Here is a 24616-nt window from a genome sequence, read left to right as displayed (position 1 = left end):
CAATGTTTCGCAGATGACTGACCGTGCGTAACGAAACTCGCTGGCAGAACGCTTATCGGTATGCCGAGTTCAGAAGACCGGAGCGTCGCGATGCCGGGATAGCCAGAAAAATACGTCCTTCCACGATGCGCAGGATCGCCTGTTGCGCGAAGACGTTGCAACGACAATCCTTCAGCCGTATGAACGGATGGCTAGCTAACTACGGTGCAGTCGATAATTCCAGGAATCCGTAAAGGAGTTCGCCGGCATCGCGTTCAACTCTGACTTGCAGCTTCTTCACTATTGGCTGCGAAGCTTCTATGCCATCATCGCAGCGACTTGTATAGGACGTTCGCAGTCTCGGAGGCCGGCAATCATGCATTCGCAAACACCTGTCGTCGACGCGGTCATTCGTTCCCGCAAAGCCGTTCGGCTCTTTCTTCCGGACGCAGTCGCGCGAGAGGAAATCGTCGATATTCTGGATGTCGCACGCAGCGCGCCCAGTAACTCGAACACTCAACCGTGGCATGTTCATGTGCTGGGCGGCAGCATCAAAGGGCAATTGAGCGCGGCGCTCGCGCGTGCGCACGTGGAGGATCGTCACCCGCCGTTGCAACATTTTCCCAGTCCATTGCTCGGCGCATGTCAACCGAGGCAGGAGGACTTTGGTGCGCGATATTACGGCGCGCTGGGCATCAACAAGGAGGACGCCGCCGCGCGCTCGCGGGCTTCCGGTAGAAATTTCGATTTTTCGGTGCACCCGTTGGCATGATTTTCACGATCGATGCCCGCTTGAAGAAATATAGCTGGCTCGACTACGGCCTGTTCTTGCAGACCGTCATGATCGCGGCACGCGCACGCGGTCTCGACACGTGCGCGCAAGTCTCGTTCGCGCGTTACCCGGGCATCATTGCCGATCACCTCGATTTGGCGGCGGGGCACGATGTTGTGTGTGGGATGTCTCTCGGCTACGCGGATGAAAGCGCTGTGATCAACCGGCTTGAAATTCCGCGCGAGTCCGTCGATGGGTTTGCATCATTCGCCGGGTTCGAGGAATACGCCTGATCCGCACGACTGCATGGTTCGCCAAGGACGGCAGACTCGCCGACGAAAAGGCAGAAGGCGAGGTCCGATCGGTCGGAGCCGCTCTGGTCGAAGTCGCGCGACGACTGGCCCGGGCAGGACCTGAACGATTTGCCGCTCGCCAACCTGTCGCGAGCGAGCGCAACGCATGCCTCGCCCGGACAGCGACAATAAAAATCCAGCTATAAAACGGCTTCTGCCACGAGGTGCAACGCCGGCGCCAGTTTCATGCACACATCCGGACGCTCCAGCGCGTACGCCAGATTCTTCTGCGCGATCTGCACATGCTCGGTCGCCAGCGCCTGCGCGCGCGCACCTTCACCGCGCTCCATTGCGTCGACCAGACTGTGATGCTGCTGATGCGCCATGAATAACCATTGTCGTCCTTCCTCGATGGCGGACTGCATCGGCAGCATCGCGCTCGCGGCGGCAAACGGTAGTCGATTGTTCATGTCGATGGCGCGCATCAGCGCCGCATTGCCCGAGCCTTCGACGATCAGCTTGTGGAAGCGATTGTTCATGTCGGTGTAGGCGGCGTAGTCGTCGAGATCCAGTTCGGACTTGGCGAGCAGGCGGTCGCCCGCACGCAGACATTCGGCGAGCGCGTTCGACAACTGGCGCGGCACGCCGTGTTCCGCGACGAGCCGCGCGGCCATGCCTTCCAGATGTCCGCGTACCGCGATGGCATCGGCGATTTCGGCGGCGGTGATGCGCCGCATGACGTACCCGCCGGCGGGCGACGGCTCGACCAGACCTTCCTGCTCCAGCGTCGCGAGCGCGAGCCGAACCGGCGTGCGCGACGCCTTCAGGCGCTCGGCGAGCGCGACTTCGCCTAGACGTTCGCCGGGCGCGAATTCGCCCTTGAGTATCAGATCGCGCAGATAGATCAGCACGCGTTCCTGCTGGGATTCCATGGTTTTTTCTCCTTTGCCGCCTTCGATGATTCTAGGCGAAGGTTGCTTGTCTGTGTTCACTTGTGGTCGTGAATGTTTTTAGATGTATGCAATATGCCCGATGAGCGTCATTTTCATGTATTACGAATCAGAACAGGGTAAGTCCGGATATCTCGAAAAAATAGTTAATAATCAGCAATATAAGCATGATAGGAGGCGTTGGCAGCGACTTTTCGGCACGCGTGTGCTGCATACATCGTTTGTACAAAAAGCCAGAAATGGCTATTCTCACTCTCAACAACCCGTGACGTTGCATGCAACCGATCGACATCTGAATTCAATGAACGGAGATAGCACCATGATGAGCTCGCAGCAAAACGAGACGATCACCCGTGTCGGGCAAGGCACGCCCGGCGGCCAGTTGCTGCGCCGATACTGGCAGCCCGTCGCGCTTGTCGAGGAGTTGCCCGACGAGCGTCCCGTGAAGGCCGTGCGTCTGATGGGTCAGGATTTCGTCGTGTTCAAGGACGAACAGGGCCGCTATGGCATGCTCGATCGCGACTGTCCGCACCGAGGCGCGGATCTCGCGGCCGGACGTCTTGAAGGCGGCGGTCTGCGGTGCGCATTTCATGGCTGGCTTTTCGATGTCAACGGCCGCTGCCTTTCGACGCCCGGCGAACCCGTCGGCAGCACGCTCTGCAACAAGGTGCGTCAGACCGCGTATCCGGTCATCGAGAAGAGCGGAATTCTTTTTGGCTATATCGGCCACGGCGAGCCGCCCGCGTTTCCGAATTTCGATTGCTTCGCCGCGCCCGAGGCCTACACCTTCGCGTTCAAGGGATTGTTTGAATGCAACTGGCTGCAGGCGCTTGAAGTGGGCATCGATCCGGCGCACGCGTCGTTTCTGCATCGCTTTTTCGAGGACGAGGATGTCAGCGAGAGCTATGGCAAACAGTTTCGCGGCGCATCGGCGAATTCGAGCATGCCGATCACCCAGGTCCTGCGCGAATACGAATCGCCTGAGATTCTCGTGAGCCCGGCAGATTACGGTTTGCGGCTCATTGCGAAGCGTGTGCTCGACGACGCGCATACGCACGTGCGCGTGACGAACGTCGTGTTTCCGCAAGCCTTCGTGATTCCCATGAGCACCGAGATGACGATCACGCAATGGCACGTGCCCGTCGATGACGAGAACTGCTACTGGTACGCGATCTTCACGAGTTTCGGCGCGCCCACCGACCGCGCACAGATGCGCGAGCAACGGCTCGAGCTGTATGAGTTGCCCGACTACACCTCGCGCAAGAACAAGCGCAACAACTACGGCTTCAACGCGCAGGAGCAGCTCAACGAAACCTATACGGGCATGGGCTTCGATATCAACGTGCACGATCAATGGGCCGTCGAATCGCAGGGCGCGATTCAGGACCGCACGCGCGAGCATTTAGGTACGACGGACAAGGGCATCATCGCTTATCGCCGCTTGCTCGTCGATGCAATTGAGAAGACACAGACGGGTGAAAAGACGCTGATGCTGATCGACGAAGAGCAAGCCGCGCATCTGACGGGACCTGCTTCGATCGATGGCATCGCGCCGACGGATCGTTGGGATGACTACTGGAAAGAGTCCGATGCGAGTCGGCGCGCACAGTCGCCGTGGTCCGCGCCGAAGGCCTGAACGCAACCGTCCTGCCACCTGAATGGAGCGCGCGGCATATGATTGCCGCGCGGATCGAACATGTCTTTCGTAGAAACCCACGGTTTGTGGACGGATGCCCAGCACACCGCCTATGCCGGGCTTGTTGAGCGCCTGAAGAAAAGCGATGTGAAAGTGGTGCGCTTTTCGTTTCCCGATCAGCACGGCCTGTTGCGCGGCAAGACGCTCGTCGTCGACGAGGCTATCAGGGCGATGAGAAGCGGCGTTACGCTCACGACCACGCTGTTCGCCAAGGACACGTCGCATCGCACGGTGTTTCCTGTGTTCACGGCGGGCGGCGGCTTCGACATGCCCGAGATGCAGGGCGCGTGCGACACGCTAATGGTCGCCGATCCCGAAACTTTCCGTGTGCTGCCGTGGGCGCCGCATACCGGATGGGTGCTGTGCGATGTGCATTTCGCCAACGGCATGCCCGTACCGTTCGGCACACGGCATCTGTTTCGCCGCGCGCTGGATCGGTTGTCGAAACATGGCTTCGAATTCGTCTCGGGACTCGAAGTGGAGTTTCACGTGTTCAAGGTCACTGACCCGCACATGAAGCCCGAGCATTCGGGGCAGCCCGGCTTGCCGCCCGATGTCGAACTGCTGTCGCACGGTTTTCAGTATCTGACCGAGTTGCGCTATGACGCCGTCGACGATGTGATGGAGTTGCTTCGCCGCAATATCGACGGACTCGGCCTGCCGGTGCGCTCGCTCGAAGTGGAGTATGGACCGAGCCAGTTCGAATTCACCTTTGCGCCGACCAAGGGCATCAAGAGCGCCGACGACATGGTGCTGTTTCGCAGTGCGGTGAAGCAGATCTGCCAGCGCAACGGCTATCACGCGACGTTCATGTGCCGCCCGCGCATTCCGAATGTCGTGTCGAGTGGCTGGCATCTGCATCAGTCGTTGCTGCATGCGGGCGACGGCACGAACGCGTTCATGCCCGGCGATGCAACCGAACCGTTGTCTATCACGGGTCGACGTTATCTCGCCGGTCTGCTTGCGCATGCGCGGGGCGCGACATCATTGTCCACGCCGACGATCAACGGCTATCGGCGTTATCGGCCGTATTCGAACGCGCCGGATCGGGCGAACTGGGGCCGCGACAATCGCGGCGTGATGCTGCGCGTACTCGGCGGCGCGAACGATGCAGCGAGCCGCATCGAGAATCGTGTGGGCGAACCGACTGCAAATCCATATCTGTATTTTGCCTCGCAAGTGATTTCGGGTCTTGACGGCATGCAGCGCAAGCTCGAGTTGCCAGCCTCGGCGGATACGCCCTATGAAACGCAAGCCGAAGCGTTGCCACGCAGTCTGAACGATGCGCTCGATGCGCTTCGGGCCGACGAATGTTTGCGCGAAGGGCTCGGCAGTGCCTTCGTCGACTACTTCTGCAAGCTCAAGCAGGCGGAGATCGATCGCTTCAATCTGGAAGTCACCGAGTGGGAGCATCGCGAGTATTTCGAGGCGTTCTGACGCTGCGCCTTTTCATGCGCCCATAGCAAGGAGAATTGTCATGCCTGTTGTAACCTATATTCTGCGCGACGGCGAGCGTCGCGAGATCGACGTACCCGACGGCACGAGCGTAATGGAAGCCGCGATTCACAACAACGTGCGCGGCATCGATGCGGAATGCGGCGGATGCCTGTCCTGCGCAACCTGCCACGTTTATATCGACGAGTCGTCCACGGCGCAGTTGCCATCGCCCGATGAGTCGGAAATCGAACTGCTCGACGGTGTCGCGGCCGAGCGCCGTCCCGAGAGCCGTCTGAGTTGCCAGCTCGTCGCGAGCGCCGCGATGAACGGACTCGTCGTGCAGATTCCACAAAGGCAAGGGTGAGATCATGAATCGCACGCTCGTGATCGTCGGCGCGTCGTATGCGGGCGTGCAGCTCGCGGCGTCCGCGCGGGAACATGGCTTCGATGGCCGCATCGTGCTGCTCGGCGACGAGCCCGATGCCCCTTATCAACGTCCGCCCCTGTCGAAGGCGTTTCTGTCGGGCGCCTTCAGCGAGGGGCGTCTGCCACTGCGTTCGCCGGCCTTTTTCGATGAAGAGAAGATCGAGTGGATGCCTTCGATGCGCGCGACGTATATTGATCGCGAGCGTCGCGAAGTGGAACTGCACGAGGGCACGCGCATCGGCTATACCCATCTCGCGCTGACGACAGGCGCGCGCGTACGCAAGCTCGATTGTCCCGGAGCGCAACTCGACGCGGTTCATTACCTGCGCGATTTGCGCGATGCGCGGCGGCTCGCGCGAGCAGCGCGCTCGGCGCGGCGGGCGGTGGTGATCGGTGGCGGTTATATCGGTCTGGAAGCTGCGGCGTCGCTGCGTCAGATGGGCGTCGACGTAACGGTCGTCGAGACCGAGGCACGCGTGCTCGCGCGCGTCGCGTCGCCCTGGATGTCGGACTTCATGCAGCGCGCGCACGAACTGCATGATGTCGCGTTCAGATGCGGGCGCAAGGTCGTCGCGGTGCGGCCTGCCGACGGCGCAGTATCTGTCGTCCTCGACGACGACACGCACTTGCCATGCGAGGTCGTCGTGGTGGGCATCGGCGTCGTGCCGAATACGGAGATCGCGGCGGAGTGCGGACTGACCGTGGCGGGCGGCATCGCCGTCGATGAATGCGGCCGCACGAGCGACCCTGCAATCGTCGCGGCGGGTGACTGCGCTTCGTTCGTGCCGCATTGGGCATCAGCGGGGTCGCGGGCGTGTCGCGTGGAGTCGGTGCAGAACGCGAACGACATGGCGAGGAGCGCGGCCGCCACGGTAACCGGAAAGCCCGAACCCTATCGTGCGGTGCCTTGGTTCTGGTCCGATCAATACGACCTGAAGCTGCAGATGGCCGGCGTCAACACGGGCTTCACGCATCATGGATTGCGCGGTTCCGTCGAAGAAAAAAAGTTCTCCGTTTTCTATTTCCGCGGCGATGTGCTGATTGCCGTAGACAGCGTCAATCGCCCGCAAGAGCACATGTTGGCGCGCAAGCTGCTCGCTAAAAGCACGAGGCTCACGCTGTATCAGGTTCAGGATTCTGCATTCGACCTTAAGGGAGCCGCGCAATGAAGCCGATCGTCGGCGTGGTGTGCGATCGCTTTTTTGTCGGCGAGCATGATTCGCATGGCGCGAAACATAGCTATGTCCGTGCGTTGACCGCCTGCTCGCGCGTGAATCCGGTGCTGATTCCGGCGTCGCGCGACATCGAGTCCGTTGCGGACTATCTCGAGGTCGTCAGCGGCCTGCTGTTTCCGGGCGGCGCATCGAATGTCGAAGCCCGCCGATACGGCGGCGAAACAGATGACGCCATGCTCGTCGATGTGGACCGCGATCATGTCGCGCTCGAACTGATGCGAGGCGCCGCCGATCGCGGCATGCCGGTCCTCGGCATTTGCCGTGGATTTCAGGAGATGAACGTCGCGTTCGGCGGCACCTTGCACTCCGACATCCATGTGTCCGGGCATTCCGAAGATCATCTCGAAGACATGAGCGAAGCGTTGCTCGTGCGCTACCGCTATCGGCACGACATCGAACTCGTCGATGACAGCACATTGTCGATGCTCGCGGGTGGCGCGCGGAGCGTGCGGGTGAATTCCCTGCATCGTCAGGGCGTCGCCGCGCTTGCTCCCGGCCTCGTCGTGGAAGCGCGTGCGCCCGACGGCCTGATCGAGGCCGTTCGTCTCGACGGACATCCTTTCGCACTGGGCGTTCAATGGCATCCCGAAGCGATGACAGCGAGCGATGCGCTGTCGCGCGCGCTGTTCGAAGCGTTCGGCGAGCGTTGCCGGCACTATGCGATGTCGCGCGCGGAGTGATGCCATGTCCACGGACCGCATCGACCTCAACCTGCTGCGCGTCTTCGACGCGATTTACGAGGACCGCAATCTCGCGCTGGCGGGCAAACGCCTCAATCTGAGCCAGTCCGCCATCAGTCATGCGCTCGGCCGCATGCGCGATGTGCTCGGCGACGATTTGTTCATCCGCACCGGACGTGGCATGGAGCCCACCGTGCGCGCGCTCGCAATGGCGACGCAGGTGCGCGGTGCGCTCGCGCAGATCAAGGCGGCACTCGGCGTCGATGCGTTCGATCCAGGCGTTGCGCAGCGGACGTTCGTGATCGCCGCGAACGACTACATTACCGCGCTCTTGCTGGGCAGGCTCAGTCAACGCCTGCGCGCGGAAGCGCCGTTGGTCGATCTCGTCGTGCGGCCTTCGACGCGGCTCGACCTCGCGGGCCAGATCGATGTCGGGCGCATCGATCTGGCGGTCGGCATTTTCGCCGATGTGCCGCGCCGCTTTCGTTCTCTTCAGGTCTGGGAGCAGACCGACGTCGTGCTGCTGCATCGCGAACACCCGATCGCGGACCGCGCGCTCGCGCCTGCCGACTTGCTGGCGTATCCCTTACTCGCGGTCTCGCAGGGCGGCGAGGAGGAAGGCGCGGTGAGCGGCTTTATCGTCGAACGCGGACTGGCGCGGCAGTCGGAGATGTTCGATCGTGAAGCGCTTAACCGTGCTTATGCCGATAGCGCGGCGATACCTCGCGTGCGCATGGCCGTTGCACACTCGCTCGCGATTCCCGCGCTCTTGCGCCACAGCGACATGCTCGCGCTGGTGCCTTCGTCGCTCGCTCGTGAACTGGAGCGTCATGGCGAACTGAAGATGCGCGCGGCGCCCTACGAATGCCCCGACGTCGCCGTGCGCGCTGTCTGGCACGAGCGCAACGATGCGGACCCCGCGCTGCAATGGCTCAGACAGCAACTCATCGACGTTTCGCGCCAGGTGCGCTGCCGCTGATGCGCGGCATTCAAGATCCTCATGCAGGGAATTCCCCACGATTGCGCTGCTGCGTGCGATCGCCTGAACGTCGTTGAAATGCCCGTAAAAATGGGCTTTTCTGATCGAAACGGCGTGATCGCGGGAGGCGTCACATGACACTTCCTCGCGATTCGCGCCGCGCCTTCGTAATTTGCCGGGTTGTTCGCGCGTATGCGCGCTCTTAATCTGGGCGCCCCGTGGATAGAGAGAGGAAGCAATGGAAGATACAAAGACCGTCGATGTTCTGGCGCTCATCAACACGCGCCCGTTTTCACGCTACCAGTGGCTCGTGTTCGCGATGTGTTTCGTAATCGTGCTGATGGATGGTTTCGACACGGCCGCGATTGGCTTCATCGCGCCTTCGCTCGTGACCGAATGGAATTTAAGCCGTGCCGCGCTTGCACCGGTATTGAGCGCGGCGCTCTTCGGGCTCGCCTGCGGTGCGATTTCGTCTGGGCCGCTTGCCGATCGTTATGGAAGGCGTCTGGTGCTGATCGTGTCGGTGCTGGTATTCGGACTCGCGTGCCTGAGTTCGGGCTATGCGAATGACCTGACCGGACTCATCGTATTGCGCTTCGTGACCGGCATCGGTTTGGGTGCCGCGATGCCCAATGCCGTCACGCTGATGAGCGAGTTCTGTCCGCAGAGCCGTCGTGCGACCATCGTCAACATGATGTTTTGCGGCTTTCCGCTAGGTGCCGCATTCGGCGGGTTTCTTGCCGCATGGATGATTCCGCAATTCGGCTGGCGCGGCGTGCTGTACTTCGGGGGCGCCGTGCCATTGATCCTGACGGCCATGCTTGTGCTGGTGCTGCCGGAATCCATTCAATACATGGTGTCGAAGCGAAAGCCCGTCGAGCGCATCCGGCGGGTCCTCGCGCGCATGACGCCCGAAGTTCCGCCGGCTGAAGCGTTCACGATGCACGAGAGCGTGATGCACGCGGCAGGCAGCGGCGGGGCGCGCGTCGTGTTGTCTCGCTCGTACATCTTGGGCTCGTCGATGCTGTGGCTATGCTATTTCATGGGCCTCGTCATCTTCTATGGCCTCATCAACTGGATGCCGGTGCTGCTCAGGGATGCGGGCCTCAGTCCGCAACGCGCCGCGATGGTCTCCGCACTCTTTCCGCTCGGTGGCGTGGGAACTGTGTTGTGCGGCATGTTGATGGATCGCTTCAATCCGAACGGTGTCGTGGCCGCGGCGTATGCGCTCGGCGCGATCTGCGTGTATGCGATCGGCCAGACTGTCGGCAATGTCGGCTTGCTGGTATGCGCCGTGTTCATCGCGGGCGTGCTCGTGAACACGGCACAGGCATCGATGCCGTCGCTCGCGGCGGCGTTCTATCCCACGGCGGGGCGCGGCACCGGCGTTGCGTGGATGCTCGGCGTTGGCCGCTTCGGTGGGATCGCGGGTTCCTTTCTCGTCGCGGAGCTCTCGCGGCAGCAGATGAGTTTGCCAGGCATCTTCAGCGTGGTCGCGGCGGCTGGTGCGGTGTCGTGCGTGGCATTGTTGTTCAAGCAGTTGACAAGCCGCCAGGCCGCCAGGTCCGATGCGCAAGCCCGCCAGCCGGCGGTTCATTAACAGCGCTAAGAAATGAAAATCCTCTGCAAGCCGCGTGACATTGCAGAGGATTCGCCAAAACCCTTCGGCTCTTATTGCCTGGGCGGCTCGATGTCGTACGCAATTCGTCCGGCAGGCAGGAAAAACAAGGCAATCACGGCGCCGCCCTTCGCCTCCGGATAGTGATGACTTCCCGGTGCGGGCGCAGTCCATCCCCCATAGCACCATCCATTCGGTCCGTTGAGCGCTGCGCCTTCGTCAAGCGGCACCACCATATTGAACTCGCCATACGGATGCGCGTGGTAGTCGCCGCGGAGACTGCCTTCAGGATTGGTTTGATCATTCCCGGTGCTGTCCATCAGAACCGCCGTGATGCTGAAGTAGAACGTTTCCGGACACGGCTCGACTAGCCTTGCGCGCCGATAGCGCGGGCCGGAAATCTCGACATCGGCCGCCCAGCCTTCTTGCACGCCAAGCCTGATGAGACGGGCCAGATCCTTATACAACGTGCTATCGAGGCCGTATTTTGTGTTGAGCCATTGTTCGACGTCGGAGTCCGTCGTCATATCCCTGACCTCCTGAAGGAAGGGCAGGCAGCGCGCGACGAGTTCGTCTTTGCGGGTTTCGGCAGTTTGAAGCGGGGACATTGCATTCTCTCCTTGAGTTTGAATGACGGCTGGCCCGAGCCACGATGCCATGTAGCTTCGCGCGCTGGAAGCGAAGTTGTTGCAAGGCAAGCTTGAATGTCGTGCAAGTTGAAAAGCGGCGTAGTGAACGATGGCGTTCGCACCCACGCAGCTATCCATCAAAGCCGTTCAAGAGCAGGTTGAACACATTTCAATTCGTCTTTCGGGCATCGAGTGAAGGGTCGTTTGCTCCTACCCATAGATGATTTCTCCTCGAACGGCGTGGGAGAGAAAATGCGATGTCTCACGATTGCGTGAACAAAGCAACATCGTCTCGCATGCGGTTCCTGATCGCGTTCTGCAATGTATTCGACACCGGGGTTTCCCCGTTGTCGGCTCGACGCTCTATCCCCAAGCTCGCCGCGGTAGTTTCCAAAACAATGATGAGACATGCGGTATCCGAATTAAATCGGTATGTCGCTCACAGGAGAGTTCATGAGATATGGCCGCATCGCGATCTTTGTCGCCGGGTTGTTCAATGCTTCCGCCCATGCGCAAAGCAGCGTCACCTTGTACGGCGTGATCGACACGGGCGTCGAATACGTGTCGCACGCCAATGCAGCGGGCGATGCCGTCGTGCGTATGCCCGGCATCACGGGCGAGTTTCCCTCACGCTGGGGCATGCGAGGCGTCGAGGATCTGGGCGGAGCGATGAAGGCCGTATTCGTACTCGAAAGCGGCTTCAACGTGCGGGCGGGCGACTCGGGACAAGGCGGGCGACTCTTCGGACGGCAGGCGTTCGTCGGCCTGGAAGGGCCGTGGGGAACATTGTCCTTGGGGCGCCAATACACGATGACCTATTGGGCCATGGGAGACGCCGATATCCTCGGCCCCGACATCTACGGCATCGGCGCACTGGATGCCTACCTGCCGAACGCTCGAAGCGACAACACGATCGCCTACAAAGGCAAGTTTTATGGCGTGAGCGTCGGCGGCTCATACTCGGCTGGCCGCGACAGCGCCGGCACGGGCAATTCGCCGGGACAGGGCACCTGCTTCGGACCGGTACCCGGCGACGTGAGTCAATGCCGCGAATGGAGTGCGATGCTGAAGTACGACGGCACCTATTTCGGCCTTGCGACGTCCTACGACGAGCAACGCGGCGGCACGAACGCGGCCGCGAACTTCTTCGATGGCGTCACACCGACTCACATCACATCGAGCGGGGACAAAGATGCCCGCATTCAGACGAACGGTTACGTCAACGTGATGGGCGTCAAGCTGGGCGGTGGCTGGATAGGTCGCCGCGTGACGTCGGATGACACGGCCGGGAGCGTGCGCTCCAATCTCTTCTATCTCGGCGCGCAGTACTACGTCACGCCCGCGCTGGCGCTTGATGGAGAAGCGTATCGGGTGATCGTTCAGCAACACGATACACGCGCGACCATGGCGAGCCTGCGCGCGACGTATTTTCTGTCGAAGCGAACCGCAGTGTACGGTAACGTCGCCTATCTGTGGAACAGCGCTCGCGCGCGATTTTCGGTGAGCGCGGGCGGCGGCGGTACGACGCCTGCGGTGGGCGTAGGGCAACTCGGCGCGATCATCGGACTGCGGCATTCGTTCTGATCGCTTGAAGCGTGCCATGTCGTGCCGTCAGGAGAACGCCTAGGGACCGCCGTTATTCATGAATGCGGCGCGGTACCTTCGAGCTTGACATGAATAATATCGGCGTCGTTTTGGCAGTATCTTGATAGCGGTAGGCATGGCTGAGACGGCAGTTCCTCGCAGGCCGAGCTCGGACCAAAATCCGCGTAGCGCTCGCGAATGATCGTGAGCGCCCGATTGGCCGTTGCCGCATCCTGCCGATTGTTGGTGGGCTTCGCCCGTCGACGTGACACCAGCCCGGTTGGCCCGTCGTCAGGATAGCGCGCCACCGGACGCCGAATCTGGCGGGTGCTCAGACCTTGCCGCTCGGCGGCAGGGCCTGGCTTGAGTTGGCGGCGTTCGGCGACTGCCTGAATCAGTCCGAGTCGGTCCAGTTCGTGCATCGACATGGTGACGGTCCCGGTCGTGTTCATCGCCCGCGCTCCTGAAACGCTTGTCTGGCAACGAACCTACGTCAAAATGCGACGTTTCTATTTGGCGGAAAGGGGTGCGGCGGAATTCAGCCATTCCAAGATTCTGTCGATGCGAGGCAAACATGGCAGCAGAACGGATGACGGCGAAAGATTGTTAAGGCACTCATGCCGTCTGAAGCGAATGACGGTCGGCAACGTTGAAATCGCGCGGCGCGTGCTGGTTGACGGAATTTCGCAGGTTGACGCCGCGACGGAAAGCGGGCTTAGCAAGCAGCGCGTCGGCGCGGTAATCAAAGCCGTTCAGGCAGCGGGACGTGAGATACCGCCGGATTGGGAACATGTGGACGTGTGGCTCCCGCCTGAGCTTGCCGCGAAAGTCCGCCGGATGGCAGAAGAGGAAAGAGGTCGAATCAGCTAGGGACGCGGTAGATTCGTCGCGCGCGACGTTATCGAAAGTTACGCGACTAACTATCTTCCGGCGACGCGACCGCCTATTCGCTCCCACCGAAGGATGGCATCAGAGAAGAGCGTTGTTGTTTACACGGGGGCGGCGGCAAAAATGCGCGCCGTTCCTGCGTGGTGTTTGTCGCGGCGTGGCGAGTGCTTTCGCCCAAGCGGATTTCATCGGACTCGAAGGCTTTTCCTTCGACTTCTTAATGGTTGAACGCGCATGACGAAGCGCGCTCAGATCACATGCCGATGGCCAGTTTGCTCCCGATGAAGCCGCCGACGACGCCAGCGGTTAGCGCGAACACGGCCAGCATCACCACGAGCCGTCGCGCCTTACGTTCAAATGCGGCATTTTTGGAAACAAGCTGGAGGGCGCCATTATTGAGCTGATTTCCAATCTGTGCGGCCGCAACGCGGCCTGCCTCCATGAGCCTGTCGCTATTCTGGTCGATCACTGACTCGAAATTGAGCTTCGCTGCGAGAAACGCTTTGCCTGCCGCGTCGCTGGTTGCTCGCTCGATCTTTCCGGACAGCCCTTCATCGGCCTGTTCGAAGCGGCGCACAAGCGCGTCGGCATCTTGCAATAGCTCGGCCATCAGCGCTTCGCGTGCGGTGGATACGTTGCCGCCCGTGACGTCCCCCGTTACTTGAACAGAACCTTGTACACGTCATCCAGGTTCTTGTGCGCAGACTTCGCGAGCCGCTGCGCCGAAATCATGCTGACTGCACGCGCTTTCGTGTCCTCGTCAGTCGCTTCGCGGAGCATGGCCCGGTAGTCGGTCTCATCCGCGATGATCTCCGAGACATTCTTTTTGAGCGCACGCAGCCGCTCGAAAATCTCGTTTCTGAGAACCACCGATTACGGTTTCAACGTGAAGCACTTTCGCTCCGCGTGAAGGCCAAAGACCGTACTGAACAAGCGCGGCACATCGCTCGCATCTTCGAGTTCGACCTTGTTGAACACCACACGGATTTTCTTCGGGGAACGCCAAGCGCGGCCAGTGTCTCGATGGTGTTGACCGTGTCGATCTGCTGTTTCTTCTCGCTCACCGCAGGCACGACAAAATAATCGAACTCCTCGTGAGAGCCGTCGAACTGGCTCATCCGTTTGATGAATTCCTAGACGTTCGACGCGCCCACATCCACGATGGGCGAATCGAGCGTCATCAAATCCACCTGAAGTCCGCCGTAGTCCTCGCCCTTGAGCCGTTCGGCGTTGGAGCCGGATGATCCCGCATTGATTGTTTCGATCTCGAACTTCTGCGGGTTCATGCGCGGCGCGAGCAGATTATCGACCAGCGTGTTTTTCCCGGATTGCCACTGAAGTTGATGACGGCGACTTTCATGTGCGACTCCTTCGTTGCTGTTTGGCCAGGCGTTCATAACGTGCCAGTTTCTCGGCTTGTTCTGCCGGGTCGGGTTTCATCAAGCGGTCTAGCTCCTGCATCGAGATCGGTCTGTGTGAGGCTACTTGTGCCGATGAATCTGAATCAGTTATCGAAGAGGAGTCAGAGTAGTGTCGTTGTGACACCGGATCGGTGGCGCTAGCATGCTTTGCATTAGATTGAATTTTCTGCCCTGTAGTCTCTCGCTCGACCTGCTGCTTCTGCCGGTATCGGTACAAGTAGTTTTTCATTGTGGCTTCGGTCAAATCGATCCCACTCTCTCTCAGAGCTTTCAGAATATCCGCGATCCGCACGCCCGCTGAGATCCTCTGTTCGATCAACGGCATCACTTCGCGTACTTTTGCCGCTTTGGTCTTTGGCTCCAGTGCCGTCAAAGCCTGCATCACGTCACGTTGCGGCATTCACGCGTCCTCCGAGCTATTGATACGCAGTCCTACTGCATCTCACACGCATTTGTCATACTATCAAGTTGCATCTGTTTTGCAACCTTTCTGCTGCTGCCTCGCATGTTTGCCGCCTACGCCCTTCGGGCTAGTCGACTATCACGCCCTTAACCCCTAGAGATCCCTGTCCTTAACAGGCCAGAAATCTCAATACACATCACGCACCCCCTTCGGGGATGCAAACCCTTGGTTTTATCGGCCTCAAATCAAAAGTAACACTACTTTGGCTCTATAGCGTTGCTATAGGAATTCACAGGAAAGCTATGTGTTTGCGCACTTGATACCTATAGACAATACTATAGGTAAGAAGAATGAGTTACTCTATTTTCAACAACAGGCATAACCACGCATGAGCACAGGCAAATCGATCCCAGTCTGGTTTTTCAGAGGAGGATCGCCGCAGGGTCGAAGAGGCCGCAGCATTGGCGGGCTATAAGCATTTGTCGAAATACATTCGCGATAAGGCGATGAGTCGCGATAGCCAGCGCGACTCCGCTCGCGACAGCATGGAAACATGGGCTGAGCAGCAAGAACTAAACGGTCGGCTCGCGGAGATTGAGCGCAGCCAGACGACTTCACACACACCGCTGGCCGCACTGCTCTTCCTGATGCGGAAGCAGGCGACGACCGGCGAGTTCAATGATCTCGTCCTTGCATGCCAAGACGCCGAAATAAGTACTGCTATGCCGGCGGAATTGCTCGCGGCCTCATCTCCCGAACTCGTTTCGCTGATCGCTCGCTTGACGGAGGATTCGTGATGTCAGACCTGACCGACCCGATTGAGTCCATCGAGCGGGTCGACGCCGATATTCAGGCGGCTCTCAACTCACCAAGCATGAGCTACTGGCCGCGCGACGCGCTGCTCAGCGCGTTGCAGCGCGATTGCGTCGATGCGGCTCGCGACGCACAGATCTTGGCCACGTGGCTCGACAGGCGATGTGATGCAGTCCTCAGGCGCAGCGGGAGTTAGGCCGATGCGGAATCACGAAGCGGAAAGGGCGACGTTGCTCTTTGGCGTCAGCTCACCCATTGCTGGGTGGCTGGCTGGAACCTATGCCGCGGACGTGACACTGCGCCCGCTACCGGAAGCGCTCACCGTTGCGCTCCATATGATGCCGCATAACCCGCTCATTGCAAGTGGTGTCGTGCTGGGTCAAGGCCTTGCGGCAACCACCGCATATCTGTTGCACGAGCACGGCGACGAAGGGTTCCGCGGTGCCCGATACCACCGGTGGTTGCGCGGCGCGCGCATGGTGAACTGGCACGGTGTCAAGCACCAGGTGAAGGCCGCGAATCGCCGTGAGAATCGCCGCCTTCGCTCTGAACTGAAGCGCGCAGCAGCGCTGGACCCAGAGGCGGGAGCCCCAAGGCTGGGCCCAAAAGCCAGGGCAACGGACTTGCCGCCCGTCTACTTGGGAGGTCACGTCGTAGCTCGGACGACTTTCATGCAGCAGAAGACGCATAGACCGGTGCAGTTTGAAATCACGGAGCAGACTCGTCAAAGTGTCTCTGCCTGGATTTCGGCGCGGGGATTGAAGCCCGCCGATTATTTGTTTCCGAGTCGGCTGCACGCTTCGGCACACGTCTCGACGCGCCGGTATGCACGCATCGTTCATCGTTGGGTCGCGCTGATCGGCCTCGATGACAGTGCGTATGGTACGCACACCATGCGGCGCACGAAAGCGTCGTTGATCTATCGACGCACCAGTAATCTGCGCGTTGTCCAACTGCTGCTAGGCCACACAAAAATTGAGAGCACCGTGCTATACCTCGGGATCGAGGTGGACGACGCGCTAGAGATGGCTGAACAGACGGTGGTTTGCTAGCCGGCGGCCGGCGAGCGTGCGCTTGTCGGCCACGACCAGCCGTTCAGCGAAGGGGCGAACCCCCCGTTGGAACGACCGCATTACTCCGCTAACTGACCGTCGCGATACGCACAATCGCGCCTATTGCAAACAATAGGCCGGCTGGACCCAGGCTTTGGCTTGATTCAGGACAGTTCGATCTCTCGTTTCTCGCGTATCGATTGATATCCCGCGGTAGAGACCTCCTGAACCAAGATATTGAGTTCGAGACTACACAACGGATCCACTTCGCATTCACCTCGGATAACACTCACGAAATGCTGCGCCCCGTCCTTGAATTTGACCGGAATCGAACTGCAGTCGATCCGCTTTCCTTTAGGGTTCGAGGCGTTCACCAGAACGACGTATCCTTTACTGCTTGTGCGGAGCACTCCATCGGTTCCATAGACAATCAGCCCACGGTTGGTCGGGTCCACTTCCTCGTCGGGGCCTTCGTCGGTCTGGGTCCAGCTTCCCTCGGCCTGACCCAGCGCTCCCGGCCATTTCATCGTGACCACCGCGTTGTCTTCCATTTCGACCGGAATGTGCTCTTTGACGAAGTGCCCTGCCATCGCAGAGACGCTCGAGGGCCGCCCGAAAACATGACACAGATAGCTGATGCCGTAATAGCAGTAGTTGATCAGGATACCGCCGCCGTTTTTCTCCATATTCCAGAGCCAGTCGGTGAAAAATTTCGACGCGCCGGCCTTTTCCGTTCCAGCATTGGCATTACGCCATTTCGCCCAAAACGGCTTTCCGATCGCGCCCTCGGTGATCAGGTCAAAGCCTTTGCGAAGCGGGGCTTTCCAGATTGACAGTGAGTTGACAACGAGTTTGACGCCCGTTTCATCAACGATTTTCTTCATCTCCCATGCATCGGCCATAGTCGTGCACAAAGGCTTGTCCATCAGAATATGCAGCCCTTTCTTTGCGGCGGCCCGAACAGGCCCGACTTTAGCGTTGCTCGGCAATCCGATCAGCACTGCGTCGAGTTGCTCGACTTCCAGCATTTCGTTGTAGTCGGTGTAGATTCGCTCGACACCAAGTTCGTCGCGCAACCGATTCTGAAGCTCGACATGTTCTTCTGTCGCTGCGATCAACTTGACTCCGGGATGGTCTCGAAATTCAAAGAAGACTCCTTTCCCCCAAACGGGCCAAAAGTGATCGTGTACTGCGCCGATGATGCCAATTCGTATCTCTTTGGATTGCATAGTCGATTTCTCCAGAACGTAAGTTTCCCGCCTACCGCACATTGATAGTGCGGTACGGCATTTCTTGGTTTTGCTTTTAGATCGATGTGATTAAACAGCGCTCTGTGCGGTGGCCGTGCCTTGGACTTCGGCTTCCCGCGCGACCATGCGTGAGATCGCAAAGGCACAGAGTGCGGCAAGCAGGGCAGGACCGGCGGCTATAAGCAGGAGATCGCGAGTTGGCCAGCCTAATGCCATCAAGGCGCCACCGAGCGACGGTCCAATGATCGCGCCAGTGCGGCCAATTCCCAAGGCCCAGCCAACTCCGGTCGACCGAAGGCTCGGAGGGTAGGCGAACGCGCTCACGGCATTCGCCCCCGTCTGTGTTCCGATCACGAAGAAGCCAGCGAAGAACGCAACTGTCGTGAAGTAGGTGATGGAACTGCCGGCGAACGCCAAAAGCACCAGCGCAAGAGCACCCGCACCGAAACCAAACCCGACCATCCCAAAGGTGTCAAACTTGCGGACGAGCGCAGCAAGCGAGAATGTTCCCAAGACGCTTCCCACCTGCATGACCGCCGCTGCGCGAACGGCATCCGGCAAATCTATGCCCGAGCCGTGTGCGATGGTTGGAAGCCACGACACCATGAAGTAGAGCGACAGAATATTGGCGAAGAACATGCTCCAGAGGACGATCGTGCGTGGCGTCCGGCCTTCAGCAAAGAGTCGTCGCACTGGGAAGCCAGATGCCTTTTCAGCCAGACTGATTGGAGCGGCCGGATCGACTAAGATCGTCGGTGCGATCCGAGTCATCGCCTTTGCAACCAGATTCGAGCGGCCTCGACGGGCGAGATCGACGATGGACTGAGGCAACATGACGGCAATCGCGACGAGGATAAGGACCGGTGCGACGCCGCCGAGTATGAACACGGATTGCCAGCCGAACATGGGAATCATGAACGAGGCTAAAAGTCCTCCACCCGCAGCGCCGATCGCGTAACCGGACGTCGTGATCATGGCCGCCGACACTTTGTAGCGCCCTGGGCAAAATTCAGCAACATAGGCCACGGTCAACGGAGTCAAGCCGCCCAGACCTAGACCGGACACGAATCGCCAGATCATCAGGCTTTTGATTCCCGTCGCAGTGATTGTCCCGAGCGAACAGAGTGCGAAAACCAGCATGCACGCACAGAGTACGTTTTTTCGCCCTAGCCGGTCTCCGAGAGAGCCGAATATGAATGCGCCGAGCGTGGTTTCAACCAGACCGCTCGAGAACACTGGACCAAGCAGTGATCGCTCAATGCCCAAGTCGCGGGTCAGGACCGGCGCGACGTAGGTAATGACCTGGATGTCGAAGCCGTCCACGAGCATCGCGATTAGGCAAAGTGCGAGCACACGCCATGCGACAGCGCTCATCGACCCACGGTCGATGACATCCGTTACGTCGACGGAACCGAGTCGTATTGATCGTAGTGGTCGATCCATGAAAAATCTCCTACCAGTTGACCTGTTGCGATTCCGCTGTTGGCTCAGCTGGAACCCAGTCCTGCGATTATTGAACGAGATTGGTCGGCCAGCATTTCGAAGGGTCGATTGCCGGCGGTTTCAACTGCAACCGATCAGAACGTGTGGCGAAGCCCGATGCGCGTTGCGAACTCATTTGGTGACGTGGAACCTGGTTGGCCGAGAAGGTCCGGACCAGCTGGTTTGCCTGTTGAGTCGATACCATTCGCGCGCGCTGCAACCACCACCGCGTACACGTAGGTCCGTTTGGAAAGAAGGTAGGACGCACCAAGGTTACCTTGCCAGTAGTGGGCATCGTCGCCCTTCGTGTAGTCGGCACCGACGCCAACATTAAACGCGGGCGTGAACTGATAGGTGTAGCTCAGTTCGGCGTTGCGAAAGAAGTGCGTACCGGCAAAAGGCGTCGAGGCTGTCCGGATCACATCGCCAAAGCGTGTGTTGGTCAGCACAGTGGCAATCATCGAGTTTCCGAACGTGTAGGCTAGAGTGGTCCCGTAGACCTGATAGTTGCCAGCCGAGGCGTAGCCGGCGTAGACCGTGTTGCTTAGTGGATTGGTGAACGCGCTTCCTGAAACCGGATCTGCAGAGGCATACCAGAGCGTGGTCGCTGGATTATTAATATTCGCGTATAAAGCTGCATATGAAAACCCGCCCTGGTCACCCTTGAAGCCGACTTCGTAGGCGCGTCCCTTCGCAAAATTGCCCGGCCTTCCGCCTGGCGAAAAGATCGCGCCAAACGTCGTGCCAAAAATCTTGGGGGACTCGTACCGGATTACGTTGTTTAGCTGATAGGTTCCGTAGACGTTGTCGACGTCCCCCGCATGCGTCGCAAGGCCGCCACCGAAGGTGATGCTCGCTGCTTGCGGATTGAGGTATAGCGGAAGAAGTTCGTAGGACCGTCCCAACTGTATCGAGCCGAGCCGATCGTTCGTCAAGCCAACCGTTGCGTATCGACCAAAGAGCGCACCGTTCTGGCCGGCTTTGCCGGTGTTGGTATCGAATCCGTTCTCGAGCCTGAAGATGGCCTGCGTTCCGCCGCCCAGATCCTCACTGCCGAGCATGCCCCACTTCGAGCTACCGCGCCCGCCGCTGGACATTTGAAAATTGGAATGGCCTCCAGCATTGGACACATACAACAAGCTATCGTCGAGCACTCCGTAAAGCGTTACGGAAGAGGTGGCGTTAGCGTGTTCTCCGACGAGTATTCCTGCCGCAAATGCAGTGGCGGCGGCCATGCGGCCGATTCGATGCATGTCTGTCTCCGTTGATCTTGTAATCCGATGCTTGGTCGCATCTGTTTGAGCGCCGATATGTGGCGTCGTGATTGCATGATGCAGATCTTGGAGTCAGTGAAACAGCCATCGAAGCTCATAGCAGCTGTGAACTCTCGGCACAGTTCATGTCGTTTTTGCAAGCAAAAACTCGCTTTAACGGTCGCCGGTGGCACCCGTCGAGCCGTGCTGAAACGGGAATGGGCGGAATAACAGTGACGTCAGAATCTAACTCGGGCCTATCGCGCATGCCCGGGTGGCACCGATGGGCTTATCGAATGCTTAGTCGGTCAGCGCTCGACTCCGTAAGCCCCCAGTCCGCGGCCTCTGCGAGACGCTCTTCAAGAAACTTCACGAAGACTTTGACCCGCAAGTTCAGATTGCGACGGCTTTGAAACACTGCGAACACCGGTTCGCGATCTTCCGGTAGCCAGTCTGCGAGGATCGTGCGCAACGTTCCAGCGCGTAGGTCGGGCGCAACGTGAAACGCTGCCAAACGTGCTACGCCCATGCCTTGGCAAGCAAGCACCTTCAGGAAATTGTCGGAGTTGCTCGCGACGTTGCCGGTCAGCTCGTAACGTGTGATACCTGAAGTCCGGATTCCCGCATCATCCTGCGCTCCCATCGGCCAAACGCTTCGGTAGGTCTGGGGCAGGAAGTTAAGACAGTTATGGTTTACCAGATCAGCGGGTGACTTCGGCACTCCGGCCCTTCGAAGATATCCCGGCGATGCGCACAAGAGCCAGCGCGTCGTGGCGATACGTTTGGCGACCAATGAGGGATTAGTCACGGGTCCAACCTGCAGGGACAGGTCAATGTCGGCCGCAATTAGGTCGACCGCGTCGCTATGAAGTATGAATTCGAGGCGCAGTGCGGGATTCTTTTCGAGAAATTCCGGCAGGAGCAACGCAAGTTGCTGTTGCGCGAAGTTGAGGGTTGTGTGAACACGAAGAAGCCCACTCACCGGCGCATCGGCATGCATCAGTGAACCTTCGGCATCGTTGATCGCTTCAAGCGCGCGAATTGCCGCCTGATGAAAGTTTTTACCGTCCTGCGTCAGAGCCAACGATCGCGAAGTGCGGTGCAAAAGCCGGACACCAAGCCGATTCTCCATACGATCGATGAGTTTGCTCACAGCCGAAGGTGTGCAGTCCAGCTTGCGTGAAGCAGCAGAGAAACTGCCGGATTCAACCACGCAAACGAATGTCTCAAATTCCCGAAAACGATCGGCGGTCATTGCCTTCAATCCCCCACTTGTGCCGCTAGTTCATAGCTAGTGTGAGTGTACAAGCCTTTTTCGGTGGCTTCCATCCCGGCATGATTGCGCTACTTTTTCGACGTTCCAACAGGAGACAATCAATGGAATCCAAGCGAGTCGCCTTCATTACCGGCGCTGCGGGCGCAGTGGGCCGGGCCATTGCGCAACGGCTGGCGAACAATGGAAATCAAATCGTGTTCGCCGATTTAGACGGCCGAGTCTGTGCCGCTCTGGCCAACGAAATGGGAGGCGGCGCAATCGGCGTTGAGGTGGACATTACTGACGACGTCTCTGTTCGCAAAGCCGTGGCGGAAGTCATCGAACGCCTCGGTCGCATCGACATTCTCGTCAACAACGCAGGCGTTCTCGTTCGCGAAGACAACTGCGAGATGGAAGAAGACGTGTTCGACCGCATCGTCAACGTGAACCTCAAGGGACCTTTCCTGATTACCCGTGCGATCATCCCGCACATGAAGTCGCAAAAATATGGGCGGCTCGTCGCAATCACCTCGCGTAACTACCTTGCCGGTGGCATGCCTGCCTATGGCGCCAGCAAGGCAGGCTTGCAGGCATTGACAGTGTCCTGGGCGCGTGAGCTCGGCGCATACGGCATCACGGCCAACGCTGTTGCCCCTGGTTCCATTGCCGTCACGCCTGGGCTGGGCCTTCTTAAGCGCACCCCTGAGGAACAGCTTCATGCCGCACGGCATTCCATCGCCCGCACCCCGATTCAGCGTCTCGCGACGCGAGAAGACGTAGCTAGCGCTGTAGCCTATTTTGCGTTGGAAGAATCCGGGTTTGTCACGGGCGAGACGCTCTATGTCGCGGGCGGCGCTCAGCTTGCACCGATAGCCACCTACCCGACAGATGCAAAATAAGTCCAACACGAGAACGCCGCTGGCGATCTCCTGCTATTCCCACGTCGCGACTCTTTCGGGTGCGTGGCTTTTGCCCGTGTAAGCGGACTCTTTTCTATTAGGATCAACCCTTCGAAGCATTAAGAATGCATTTCCATGCTTCGAAGGGCAGGAAAAAAAGGCAACGCCTGAGCGTTTGTTGAGGACCAACGGCCTGCTTGAGAAGGAGACTTGCATGACCGGACCACTCCCTTACCTGTCGTTGAACTCATGACTGCGGGACCGGCGGCAGTGGGTCGGCAAGACCCATTCGCTGAACATAGGCCCCGTACTCACGGAGGCGAAACATTCAACGGCAGAAGACGTGAACGGGATCTGCTTCGCAGGGAGGGACGCCGAACGTCAGCATCACGGCAGGGTAGGGGCACCAGCTAATCCGACGTCTCGATCTGTTCGCTAGCGTGTTTTGCTGGAGCGGATGGCTCGTCCGCTACGCTTGCTTCGCACTGGATCTTCGAAGGGTTCAGTGCGCCGCCCCAGATTGCCGACTAGCAAGTAAGCCCTTTGCGATCGTCAATATCCGAGTAGAGCGGGCTCAGTTGAGCCCGCGCTTGTTGTGATTACGCTGATTGCAGCGGCCTCTTACGCGGAAGTTTCTTCGGTCGATACATTCGGTTCGACCACGGGCGTGGGTGCTTCAACTACCGACGATTTCGTCGCCGCAATCTGCTTCGCCGGCACACGTCTCACGGGGGCTTTTTTAGCAGTCGTCTTTTTCGTCGCCGGCGCGGACTTCTTTGCAGTCGAGGCTGGTTTGGTCGCTGCCTTCGTCGCTTGCTTGGCGGTCGACGCTTTCTTCACTGCCGCTGTCTTGGATGCGGTCTTTTTCGCCGCTGCCTTCTTCACAGCAACTTTCTTCGTTGCTTTCTTGGCAGGCGCCGACTCCGATTTTGCCGCCGCAACCGTCTTTTCGATCAGATATTGCGTTCGATCCTTGGCCGCTGCCAACCAGGCCGGCGCACGACCGCGACCGCTCCATGTCTCGCCGCTCATCGGATCTCGATACTTCGGCGTTTGCGGACCGCGCACGTAGTTGCCTGCTTTCGGCTTCGTTTTAGCAACTGACGCCGGCCGACCGTTTGTGCTGGCGAGAAACGTGTCGCGATTCTTGGCATTGACGATCCAGGCGGGCGCGCGTCCGTGCCCCGTCCACGTCGCCCCGGTCTTCGGATCGACGTACTTGGCCACGCGCGGCGTTGCTGCTTTTGTCGCGGCTGTGGATTGGCGACCCGCCGCCGGCTTACGGAAATGGGCAGCGATATCGTCCGGCGTCAGACCGTGCTTCTCCATCAAATCACGAATCTTTCCGAAGACGGCCGACGACTCTTTCTTCGCGATCGCTTCGGCTTGCGCCTGGAGCTTGGCGATCTTGTCTTGCAGTGCTTTGAGCGTAGCCATCGATTTCCCCTTATTGGCCATCGTCGCACTATGCCACACCCACCTTATAAAAGACATGTTGCGACGCCTAGTCCCGGCGCCGGTGCCGAATGAGTTTGTCAGCCACAACACGAACGCGCTCGTTAAAGTCGATGCACGGCGAATGCTTAGTTGCGGAAGCGAAGCGATTACGCTGTCCATTTGCC

Annotated in this window: 24 protein-coding genes and 2 pseudogenes; 15 read left to right on the top strand and 11 right to left on the bottom strand. The window is 59.3% G+C overall.

What is annotated here, in order from left to right; genetic code table 11:
• Window positions 1-355 precede the first annotated feature (355 nt).
• Window positions 356-751, top strand: a complete 396-nt coding sequence (locus BRPE64_RS34030) for a nitroreductase family protein (RefSeq protein ID WP_332444318.1) — start codon at window positions 356-358, stop codon at window positions 749-751.
• Window positions 748-1044, top strand: a complete 297-nt coding sequence (locus BRPE64_RS34025; protein WP_332444317.1) for a nitroreductase family protein — start codon at window positions 748-750, stop codon at window positions 1042-1044. Before BRPE64_RS34030 ends, BRPE64_RS34025 begins: the two co-directional genes overlap by 4 nt.
• A 200-nt stretch (window positions 1045-1244) precedes the next feature.
• Here BRPE64_RS34025 and BRPE64_RS31450 read toward each other — a convergent pair whose 3' ends face one another.
• On the bottom strand, window positions 1245-1976 hold the full coding sequence (locus BRPE64_RS31450) for a GntR family transcriptional regulator (protein WP_044044193.1): 732 nt from the start codon (window positions 1974-1976) through the stop codon (window positions 1245-1247).
• Window positions 1977-2313: 337 nt separating this feature from the next.
• Here BRPE64_RS31450 and BRPE64_RS31445 point away from each other — a divergent pair, with 337 nt between their 5' ends.
• The 7 genes from BRPE64_RS31445 (at window position 2314) to BRPE64_RS31415 (ending at window position 10047) form a co-directional block, all read left to right on the top strand.
• Window positions 2314-3630, top strand: coding sequence for an aromatic ring-hydroxylating dioxygenase subunit alpha (locus BRPE64_RS31445; RefSeq protein WP_044044192.1), 1317 nt, complete (start codon window positions 2314-2316; stop codon window positions 3628-3630).
• Window positions 3631-3690: 60 nt separating this feature from the next.
• Entirely contained in the window at window positions 3691-5127 is a 1437-nt protein-coding gene (locus tag BRPE64_RS31440) for a glutamine synthetase family protein (protein ID WP_044044190.1), read from the top strand.
• Between the two features lie 40 nt (window positions 5128-5167).
• Window positions 5168-5491, top strand: a complete 324-nt coding sequence (locus BRPE64_RS31435) for a 2Fe-2S iron-sulfur cluster-binding protein (protein WP_044044186.1) — start codon at window positions 5168-5170, stop codon at window positions 5489-5491.
• 4 nt (window positions 5492-5495) lie between these two features.
• Window positions 5496-6722, top strand: coding sequence for an NAD(P)/FAD-dependent oxidoreductase (locus BRPE64_RS31430; RefSeq protein WP_044044185.1), 1227 nt, complete (start codon window positions 5496-5498; stop codon window positions 6720-6722).
• The gene (locus tag BRPE64_RS31425; RefSeq protein ID WP_044044183.1) at window positions 6719-7468 is read left to right on the top strand and encodes a gamma-glutamyl-gamma-aminobutyrate hydrolase family protein; all 750 of its coding nucleotides are present in this window, start codon (window positions 6719-6721) and stop codon (window positions 7466-7468) included. The genes BRPE64_RS31430 and BRPE64_RS31425 overlap by 4 nt, the downstream gene beginning before the upstream one ends.
• A gap of 4 nt (window positions 7469-7472) precedes the next feature.
• A complete protein-coding gene (locus BRPE64_RS31420; RefSeq protein WP_044044182.1) occupies window positions 7473-8447 on the top strand; it encodes a LysR substrate-binding domain-containing protein in 975 nt (324 codons plus the stop codon).
• A 238-nt stretch (window positions 8448-8685) separates the two neighbouring features.
• The gene (locus BRPE64_RS31415; protein WP_044044180.1) at window positions 8686-10047 is read left to right on the top strand and encodes an MFS transporter; all 1362 of its coding nucleotides are present in this window, start codon (window positions 8686-8688) and stop codon (window positions 10045-10047) included.
• Window positions 10048-10118: 71 nt separating this feature from the next.
• Here the strand turns inward: BRPE64_RS31415 and BRPE64_RS31410 are convergent, their stop codons facing one another.
• On the bottom strand, window positions 10119-10673 hold the full coding sequence (locus BRPE64_RS31410) for a 4-hydroxylaminobenzoate lyase (RefSeq protein WP_044044179.1): 555 nt from the start codon (window positions 10671-10673) through the stop codon (window positions 10119-10121).
• 474 nt (window positions 10674-11147) lie between these two features.
• Between BRPE64_RS31410 and BRPE64_RS31405 the strand changes: the two genes are divergently transcribed.
• The gene (locus BRPE64_RS31405; RefSeq protein ID WP_044044177.1) at window positions 11148-12278 is read left to right on the top strand and encodes a porin; all 1131 of its coding nucleotides are present in this window, start codon (window positions 11148-11150) and stop codon (window positions 12276-12278) included.
• A gap of 56 nt (window positions 12279-12334) precedes the next feature.
• Here BRPE64_RS31405 and BRPE64_RS33115 read toward each other — a convergent pair whose 3' ends face one another.
• Entirely contained in the window at window positions 12335-12730 is a 396-nt protein-coding gene (locus tag BRPE64_RS33115) for a hypothetical protein (RefSeq protein ID WP_144063613.1), read from the bottom strand.
• Between BRPE64_RS33115 and BRPE64_RS32170 the strand changes: the two genes are divergently transcribed.
• Window positions 12723-13148 (top strand): TrfB-related DNA-binding protein, encoded by a 426-nt coding sequence (locus BRPE64_RS32170; protein WP_232519365.1) that lies wholly within the window; start codon window positions 12723-12725, stop codon window positions 13146-13148. The genes BRPE64_RS33115 and BRPE64_RS32170 overlap by 8 nt on opposite strands.
• Window positions 13149-13419: 271 nt before the next feature.
• Here BRPE64_RS32170 and BRPE64_RS31395 read toward each other — a convergent pair whose 3' ends face one another.
• The 3 genes and pseudogenes from BRPE64_RS31395 to BRPE64_RS31385 form a co-directional block, all read right to left on the bottom strand.
• On the bottom strand, window positions 13420-13776 hold the full coding sequence (locus BRPE64_RS31395) for a hypothetical protein (protein ID WP_044044176.1): 357 nt from the start codon (window positions 13774-13776) through the stop codon (window positions 13420-13422).
• A 47-nt stretch (window positions 13777-13823) separates the two neighbouring features.
• Window positions 13824-14526: pseudogene (gene stbB, locus BRPE64_RS31390) on the bottom strand (StbB family protein).
• Complete coding sequence (locus BRPE64_RS31385) at window positions 14523-14987, bottom strand: hypothetical protein (protein ID WP_044044174.1); 465 nt, start codon at window positions 14985-14987, stop codon at window positions 14523-14525. Before BRPE64_RS31385 ends, stbB begins: the two are co-directional and overlap by 4 nt.
• A 391-nt stretch (window positions 14988-15378) precedes the next feature.
• On the opposite strand from BRPE64_RS31385, the pseudogene BRPE64_RS31380 reads away from it, so the two are divergent.
• From BRPE64_RS31380 to BRPE64_RS33570, 3 genes and pseudogenes are all read left to right on the top strand, one after another.
• Window positions 15379-15787, top strand: a pseudogene (locus tag BRPE64_RS31380) (hypothetical protein).
• The gene (locus BRPE64_RS31375) at window positions 15787-15999 is read left to right on the top strand and encodes a hypothetical protein (RefSeq protein WP_044044171.1); all 213 of its coding nucleotides are present in this window, start codon (window positions 15787-15789) and stop codon (window positions 15997-15999) included. The pseudogene BRPE64_RS31380 and the gene BRPE64_RS31375 overlap by 1 nt, the downstream one beginning before the upstream one ends.
• 280 nt (window positions 16000-16279) lie before the next feature.
• Complete coding sequence (locus BRPE64_RS33570; RefSeq protein WP_044044360.1) at window positions 16280-16855, top strand: tyrosine-type recombinase/integrase; 576 nt, start codon at window positions 16280-16282, stop codon at window positions 16853-16855.
• A gap of 164 nt (window positions 16856-17019) precedes the next feature.
• On the opposite strand, the gene BRPE64_RS31365 is transcribed toward BRPE64_RS33570, so the two are convergent.
• The 4 genes from BRPE64_RS31365 to BRPE64_RS31350 all read right to left on the bottom strand — a co-directional run bounded on the left by BRPE64_RS31365 (window position 17020) and on the right by BRPE64_RS31350 (window position 22095).
• A complete protein-coding gene (locus tag BRPE64_RS31365; RefSeq protein WP_044044169.1) occupies window positions 17020-18084 on the bottom strand; it encodes a Gfo/Idh/MocA family protein in 1065 nt (354 codons plus the stop codon).
• A 90-nt stretch (window positions 18085-18174) separates the two neighbouring features.
• The gene (locus BRPE64_RS31360; RefSeq protein WP_069915739.1) at window positions 18175-19548 is read right to left on the bottom strand and encodes an MFS transporter; all 1374 of its coding nucleotides are present in this window, start codon (window positions 19546-19548) and stop codon (window positions 18175-18177) included.
• A gap of 134 nt (window positions 19549-19682) precedes the next feature.
• Window positions 19683-20840 (bottom strand): porin, encoded by a 1158-nt coding sequence (locus BRPE64_RS31355; protein ID WP_084675944.1) that lies wholly within the window; start codon window positions 20838-20840, stop codon window positions 19683-19685.
• 289 nt (window positions 20841-21129) lie between these two features.
• Window positions 21130-22095 (bottom strand): LysR family transcriptional regulator, encoded by a 966-nt coding sequence (locus tag BRPE64_RS31350; RefSeq protein WP_084675942.1) that lies wholly within the window; start codon window positions 22093-22095, stop codon window positions 21130-21132.
• Window positions 22096-22217: 122 nt separating this feature from the next.
• On the opposite strand from BRPE64_RS31350, the gene BRPE64_RS31345 reads away from it, so the two are divergent.
• Complete coding sequence (locus BRPE64_RS31345; protein WP_044044168.1) at window positions 22218-22994, top strand: SDR family NAD(P)-dependent oxidoreductase; 777 nt, start codon at window positions 22218-22220, stop codon at window positions 22992-22994.
• Between the two features lie 621 nt (window positions 22995-23615).
• Here BRPE64_RS31345 and BRPE64_RS31340 read toward each other — a convergent pair.
• Window positions 23616-24431 (bottom strand): H-NS family nucleoid-associated regulatory protein, encoded by an 816-nt coding sequence (locus BRPE64_RS31340; protein ID WP_044044354.1) that lies wholly within the window; start codon window positions 24429-24431, stop codon window positions 23616-23618.
• Window positions 24432-24616: the final 185 nt, after the last annotated feature.

The sequence above is a fragment of the Caballeronia insecticola genome (genome assembly GCF_000402035.1).
In the GTDB taxonomy this organism is placed as follows: Bacteria; Pseudomonadota; Gammaproteobacteria; order Burkholderiales; family Burkholderiaceae; genus Caballeronia; species Caballeronia insecticola.
Note: the sequence above shows the minus strand (reverse complement) of the source record. Positions and strands in the feature narration are given on the sequence as shown.